We start from the raw sequence: 2,270 nt of genomic DNA, 5'->3' as shown, positions 1-2,270 counted from the left end.
TGTAAATTAGCACATTATTTCAGAATCCCTTTTTCAAATTATTTCGGACGGATTCGGAAATAATGTGCAAAATCTTTGCGAATTATTCCAGGTTTTGCAGATTATTTCCGAACATTTGCACATTATTTCGGATGATTAACTAGAATGAGGATGGATCGGGATGAAACATAACAGGGGCCGATCAGCCCCTGCTGTGTCAGTACCCCATTTCTTCGGCTGCCATACGCACAATGTCTTCGTCAATCATATGTTTTTTTAATTGAGCGCCGTATAACAGGCAAGTGGTGGCGAGGTTGTTGATGATCCGCGGCCACCCCTGCGACTGCAGGGCGATCGCTTCTAAGGCAGCTGGGGTAAAAATCGGGTGTTTCGCCCCCGCCTGTTTCAGGCGGTGTTCGATATATCCTACCACTTCTTCCTTATCAAGAGGCCCCATCTGGTATCGCATGATGATTCGTTGGTGAAGCGGACGGTGTTGATTCAACCGTAGTTTTGCCTGTAAATGGGGCAGCCCCGCCAAAATCAAGACAAACGGATTTGTTGAGTCCATGTGAAAGTTGAACAGGATCGCGATATCCTGCAGAAAGGCATCCTTCGCTAAATGCATTTCATCGAGGATGAACACTGACGTTACCCGTTGTTCATGATACAAGCGCTCGATCCCTTGTTGGATTTGATAAAACAAGTCGACCTTGCGGTATTTCGGCTCTTCCCCGAGCCCGAAGGCAAGGCCGCGATAAAAGTCCATCACGCTTCCCGTTGACAATGGAAAATAAACGACGTGATACAGTGACGGATTCAGGGATTCCTTAAACGCCCGAAGGGCGAATGTCTTGCCGGCCCCTGGTTCACCGATCAATAGCCCGATCCCTCTTGTTCGTTTCACGTAGTCCAAAGCGGCGAGGGCCTCTTGATACGAGGCCCCTTGATAAGCCTCTGGTGGATTCGTCTCCTTCGAAAACGGCTCTCGGGAAAGGGAATAAAACGTTTTATACATCGTTTTCGCCTCCCTCTACCGGAACCGCCGCAAACGGTGACCGATGGCGTTTCACATAGGCATTGTCCTCGAAGCGAACAAGGACCGCTTCGGCGACCCGTTGACCGTCTTCGTACACATACACGCCTTGTTCATCATAACGGAGTTCGATCGATTGTCCGATGAACCGGGGCGGAACTTCATACAGCTGCTTGTTCAACGTGACCGTACCATCGGCCTTCACTTTACGGTATTCGCGTTTCAAAAAGATCGAGTCGAGCCAATCCGAATCCTCGACGAACGACACCAAATGGACTTGCGATTGAAACACTTCATGTGGCGTCTTCCCGTTCAACGAGGCATGCGGTTTTCGATGGTAATCTTCCTCCAACCACTTCCAAAATCGCTCGTTTAGCTCTTCGAGCGACTTCGGTGAATTCATTTCGAGCAACGGGTAAAACCGCGTCTGTACGGTGCGGAAAAATCGTTCGATTTTCCCTTTGCTTTGCGGATCGTACGGCTGGGTATGGATCAAGGTGATCCCTAACTCCGCGCAGGCGTACTGCAAGGGTTCCGCCCGATAAATCTTGCCGTTATCCGAGTAAATTCGCTTCGGCTTTCCGTATCGAAGCAGCGCTTCCTTGGTTACGATCCGCAACCCGTCAAATTTCTCGGAAGAGAAAAACTGAGCGTACGGCACGACCCGCGAGCAGTCATCGATATAGGCAATCAAAAACGTTTTTTGCGTTTTGCCATTCACGCGAATCAACGGGCCATGGGACAAATCACCTTGCCAGAGCTCATTGACCTGATCGTACGCGAATCGTTTTCGTTCAGGAATCGGTAAAATTTCTTTCCCCACGAGGTTGTATTTTTTTAAAAGTCGGTATATAGTGAAATAAGAGATGGATTGGATTTCCCCCTGCTCGATAAGGTGTTGGTAAAACACCGTCACGGGCATGTGGGGGTGTTTTTTTCTCAGGGCTAAAATGTGATCCTCTTCTTCAGGTGACAGCCTCCGGGAATGGCCACGGTCCGACCGTCGTTTCGGCTTCAGCGCCTCAAAGCCCCCTTTTTTGTACTGCGTGCACCAGTCGAGGATCGTTTTGGCGGCGATGCGTTTCTCTCCATGGTGGGGAACTTGATGGATCCGTTCCGCTACTTCCTTCAAGTACGTTTTTGGATCGACTTGTCCATTCACCAATGGAGCGATCAATCCATACCGAAATAAAGCGATCTCCTGTCTCATCGACTCATTCATTTCGATCTCCTCCTTCGTTCATCCCATTCTAGG

2 protein-coding genes are annotated in these 2,270 nt (G+C 49.3%); both read right to left on the bottom strand.

Translation table 11 applies throughout. The features are described 5' to 3' along the window. Positions 1–196: 196 nt before the first annotated feature. On the bottom strand, positions 197–997 hold the full coding sequence (locus ACVBDQ_RS17895; RefSeq protein WP_011229854.1) for an ExeA family protein: 801 nt from the start codon (positions 995–997) through the stop codon (positions 197–199). Next, positions 990–2,237 carry an IS481 family transposase gene (locus ACVBDQ_RS17890; protein WP_011229853.1) on the bottom strand — a complete coding sequence of 416 codons (1,248 nt, stop codon included), beginning with the start codon at positions 2,235–2,237 and terminating at the stop codon, positions 990–992. The genes ACVBDQ_RS17895 and ACVBDQ_RS17890 overlap by 8 nt, the downstream gene beginning before the upstream one ends. Positions 2,238–2,270 lie beyond the last annotated feature (33 nt).

It is taken from the genome of Geobacillus sp. CCR (assembly GCF_052906625.1).
Note: the sequence above shows the minus strand (reverse complement) of the source record. Positions and strands in the feature narration are given on the sequence as shown.

Bases quoted from the DNA above. Each gene is read 5' to 3' on its own strand.
- ACVBDQ_RS17890 (WP_011229853.1), bottom strand. From the start codon at position 2,237: ATGAATGAGTCGATGAGACAGGAGATCGCTTTATTTCGGTATGGATTG.
- ACVBDQ_RS17895 (WP_011229854.1), bottom strand. From the start codon at position 997: ATGTATAAAACGTTTTATTCCCTTTCCCGAGAGCCGTTTTCGAAGGAG.